Raw genomic sequence first — 4374 nt, forward strand, 5'->3', positions numbered from 1 at the left:
GCCATCAGGTCCTGCCAGCGGTTGGGTTGCACGGTGGGATTAGCGTTGGGGGCGCTCGACAATCCAGTGTCTCCAGGCGAAAAAAAACCGCTGCACGTATCACGTGCAGCGGCCACTGTAGCTGTCAATCCGGCACTGTGCGAGCAGGCCGGTCGATCATGCGGTCAGCGAGTAGATCAACGCCGTGATCGCCACCAGGCCCACCGCCGTCACGAAGACGTTGGATGCCTGACCGCGATAGCGCGCCATCGCTGGAACCTTGCGGATGGCGTACATCGGCATCAGGAACAGGATCGCCGCGATCACCGGGCCACCGAGGGTTTCGATCATGCCGAGGATGCTCGGGTTCAGCGTGGCGACGATCCAGCACACCACCAGCATGAACGCGGCGGTCATGCGGTCCAGGGTCTTGGCGGACGGACGCTTGCCGCTCTTGACGATCAGGCCCTTGAGACCTTCGCTGGCGCCGATGTAGTGGCCCAGGAACGACTTGGAAATGGCCACGAAGGCAATCAACGGCGCCGCGAAGGCGATGGTTGGATTGCTGAAGTGGTTGGCCAGGTACGACAGGATCGACAGGTTCTGCGCCTTGGCTTCAGCCAGTTGTGCTGGCGACAGGGTCAGCACGCAACTGAAGACGAAGAACAGCACCATCACCACCATCAGCAGGTGGGCGCGGGACAGGATCTGCGAGCTGCGCTCCTCGGCATGCTCACCATAGCGACGCTTCTGGTCCACGGCGAACGCCGAGATGATCGGCGAGTGGTTGAACGAGAACACCATCACCGGAATCGCCAGCCACATCGTGTGCAGCAACGCCGAAGGCGCCGGCACGCTGCTGGCGGTAGCCAGGATCCCGCCGTTCCAGTGCGGAACCAGGTACACCGCCAGGAACAGCAGCGCAACGATGAACGGGTAGACCATCAGACTCATGGCCTTGACGATCAATTGCTCACCGCAACGTACCACCGCCAGCAGGCCGAGGATCAGCACCAGCGACAGCACGGCGCGCGGTGGCGGCATGATGTGCAGTTGATGCTCGAGGAAACTGCCCACGGTGTTGGTCAGGGCCACGCTGTAGATCAGCAGGATCGGGAAAATCGCGAAGAAGTACAGCAAGGTGATCAGCGCGCCGGCCTTGATGCCGAAATGCTCTTCCACCACTTCGGTGATGTCGGCGCCTTCGCGACCGGAAAGCACGAAACGGGTCAACCCGCGGTGTGCGTAGAACGTCATCGGGAACGCCAGCAACGCCAGGATCACCAGCGGCCAGAAACCGCCMAGGCCTGCGTTGATCGGCAAAAACAGGGTTCCCGCACCAATCGCCGTGCCGAACAGGCCCAGCATCCAGGTGGTGTCTTGGCGATTCCAGCTCGACAGCGTTGCTGGTGTCGCATCTACATAGCGTTTGTTGACGCTATTGGCCTGATCATTCATCCGGTGGGATCTCCACATTCCGGTCACTTGCCACCCGGTCAGAACGCGTCGGAATACCCGACAGGCAGCGCCCTGGCCGGAACAGGGGCGCGATTCTGGAGGATTAGTGAACAGAAGCAAAGACTTAGGTGAGGAACGGTGGTACCAGATAGACGGAAGTCCCCCTGTGGGAGATCACCTGTGGGAGCGAGCTTGCTCCGGGCGGCGTTCCGACGATAGCGGTGTATCAGCCGGAGAATATGTTGCATGTGCCGCAGCCATCGCGAGCAAGCTCGCTCCCACAAGGATCTGCAGTGCACCTGCGCGTCATCGCCAAAGCGCAGTCCGCACTTGATAAAGGTCTACCATCATGTATTTTTAACTGACCTGCATTCCCCCCGGAGTCTTCCCATGCCACTGGTTCGCGTCGACATCAAAAAACATCAGGACCCCACCCACGCAAAGCGCATCGGCCAACTGATCTATGCCGCCATGCACAGCACCATCGGTGTACCGCAGAATGATAATTTCCAGATCCTCGCCGAACACGATGCGCAGCATTTCATCTTTGACCCCGGTTATCTGGGCATCAACCGCACGGACCAGTTGGTAGTGATCCAGATCACCATGAGCGAAGGCCGGACTATCGAGCAGAAAAAACTCCTCTACAAAACCATTGCCGAGAGCCTTCATGCAGAGCTCGCGGTGCGCCTGGAGGACGTTTTCATTAATCTGGTGGAAGTGAAAAAAGAGAACTGGTCGTTTGGCAATGGAATTGCCCAATACGCCCTCTGATGTTCAACCTGCAGACCTGAGAGTGACCCATGCCCCGAGTTTCCCGTAAACAAGCCGACCTCAACCGCGAGACCATCGTCGATGCCGCCACACGGCTGTTTCGTGAACGCGGCTTGCACGGGATCAGCGTGGTCGATGTGATGGCCGCCGCGGGCCTGACCCACGGTGGTTTCTACGGGCACTTCGAATCCAGGGAAGCCCTGGCACGGGAGGCTGGCGGCCGGGCGTTCCAGCAGTCCGCAGAGCGCTGGAAAACCAGTATCGCCGAAAGCGCGGACAACGAGAGCGCCCGTCGTGCCTTGATCGAGCCTTACCTGTCGGCGGCCAGCCGCGACAACCCCGGCGAAAGTTGTCCGGTGGTCGCCTTCGCCGGAGACATGTGCCACGAAGCCGCCGATAGCGGGTTGCGCCAGACCTTCAACGAAGGCCTGAGCCGCTTACTGCAGACCTTCGGCCCATTGATGGACACCGGCGACGCGACACGGGATCGACAGCAGGCGCTGGTGCAGTTTTCGTTGATGGTCGGTGCCCTGACCCTGGCCCGCGCCACTCAGGGCGAGCCGCTGTCCGATGAAATCCTCGAGGCGACCGTTGGTTTTCTGATGCAGAGTTGACAATTGGCAGGCCCGACTCGACGTCAGCCTGTTCGGGCACATGAACATCCCGCGCCGAATCTCGCCTGTATCACCGCGACCACTGTCGGCAGGTCGCGGGGTGGCTGGCCGGGATAAACACGGCGCAGTGACTCCAAGGCCCCGCCGGAGGGAGCCTTGTTGTATGCCGTATCAACGAGCCCTCCAACGGCCCAACTTTCGCCAAGTGCCCTCCTGTTTCAGCGATCAGGCACAGAACTTGTCAAACATAATATTAATCACCTTACACTTTAGGCACAGCGAATATTCCTACGACCAATACATACAGAAAAGTTACGACAATATATTACTCATTAAGAAAACCTTGAATTGTTACAAGCCACTTCTCACCATTGTACAACGTCCATTCTCGAACTATATTTTCCACGCACTGAAGCTGGCTAACCAATAGCGGGCGCCCCCTATAAAACAAATAAGGAGTTATTCGCATGCAAAAAAACAACATAACGTCTACATGCCTGCTTCTTGCTGTATTGCTTTGTCCGCTCGGTAGCTTCGCGCAACAAAGCCCTGCCACTGCCGATATTCGCGCGCTGGCATCGTCGCCTAGATGGCTGACAACCAAGGTCTATATAGAGGGTGCGCCACAAACGGACGTAAAAGCGAATTACCCCGGAGTGGTGGGCATATCGACGTGGGACCCCGAACGCAATCGCTATGAGTTCTTCTACACCGACACGGGAGAATCAAAGTACAACAATGGGGGTGGCGGTTACTTCTTTGTCACGGGCGATCAAAAAACCCACGTTTTAGTGCCCGATGTCGGGCCCACCAAGGCCATGGCCAGACGATTGGAAACGTTGAATACCAATGAATTCACCTATTCTCGCGAAGTGCCCCGTGACATGAAAGACAATAACCCGCCGGTACGCATCTATGTCGTTCATGCTCCCTACACCGGAGCAGTAGTTACAAAATCCGCCATCAAGCCAGACACCGATATCCACTGAAACCATTCAAGCTGCACGGCACCCCCAATTCAATTCATCACCCCAACGCAGCGCTGGCGTTTAAATATATCTTGTCACCTATAAAAACATGGAGTTTCAATATGCAAAACGCCCTGAGAACATTACTGGTATCTACGCTACTGATCGCCTCGGCTTTCTCCGTTGCCAACGCGCAACCCACTACGCCCTCCCCGGCAAAAAATGCCGTTGCCACGCCAGACAATGCAATCATGCTGACCGTCTTTTTAAAGCACGATCAATCACGATCTTTGCCTGAACTGAAGACCCAACTTGAAAAGCAAGGATACTATGAGGCCTTTCCACCTGAGGGGGTAGAGGTCGTCAGTTGGAACACCGTGATGGGTATCGGCCAAATAGTCACATTACGCTTCCCGGCCTCCCGCCTGATAGAAGTAAATCTTGCATTTGAAAGAACAGCATGGGGAAGTTTCAGGACCGAGTTCTATCCGACCTATGATGCCAAAGCGATTGCACTGGCGGAACGAGACAGAGTACTAAAGCAGCGAACTGCCCAGTGACGCTGCGGCAGCACACTGTAT

5 protein-coding genes are annotated in these 4374 nt (G+C 57.0%); 4 read left to right on the forward strand and 1 reads right to left on the reverse strand.

Annotation, left to right across the window (positions count from 1 at the left end; translation table 11 throughout):
* Positions 1-156 precede the first annotated feature (156 nt).
* Positions 157-1437 carry a serine/threonine transporter gene (locus ACXRVY_RS18385; protein ID WP_223461867.1) on the reverse strand — a complete coding sequence of 427 codons (1281 nt, stop codon included), beginning with the start codon at positions 1435-1437 and terminating at the stop codon, positions 157-159.
* Between the two features lie 390 nt (positions 1438-1827).
* Here ACXRVY_RS18385 and ACXRVY_RS18390 point away from each other — a divergent pair, with 390 nt between their 5' ends.
* From ACXRVY_RS18390 to ACXRVY_RS18405, 4 genes are all read left to right on the forward strand, one after another.
* Entirely contained in the window at positions 1828-2211 is a 384-nt protein-coding gene (locus ACXRVY_RS18390; protein WP_223461869.1) for a tautomerase family protein, read from the forward strand.
* Between the two features lie 29 nt (positions 2212-2240).
* Positions 2241-2825 carry a TetR/AcrR family transcriptional regulator gene (locus ACXRVY_RS18395; RefSeq protein ID WP_223461870.1) on the forward strand — a complete coding sequence of 195 codons (585 nt, stop codon included), beginning with the start codon at positions 2241-2243 and terminating at the stop codon, positions 2823-2825.
* A gap of 467 nt (positions 2826-3292) precedes the next feature.
* The gene (locus tag ACXRVY_RS18400) at positions 3293-3814 is read left to right on the forward strand and encodes a DUF4822 domain-containing protein (protein ID WP_223461872.1); all 522 of its coding nucleotides are present in this window, start codon (positions 3293-3295) and stop codon (positions 3812-3814) included.
* A 101-nt stretch (positions 3815-3915) separates the two neighbouring features.
* Entirely contained in the window at positions 3916-4353 is a 438-nt protein-coding gene (locus ACXRVY_RS18405) for a hypothetical protein (RefSeq protein WP_223461874.1), read from the forward strand.
* The last annotated feature ends 21 nt before the right edge of the window (positions 4354-4374 follow it).

The organism is Pseudomonas sp. P5_A2_2 (genome assembly GCF_054177685.1).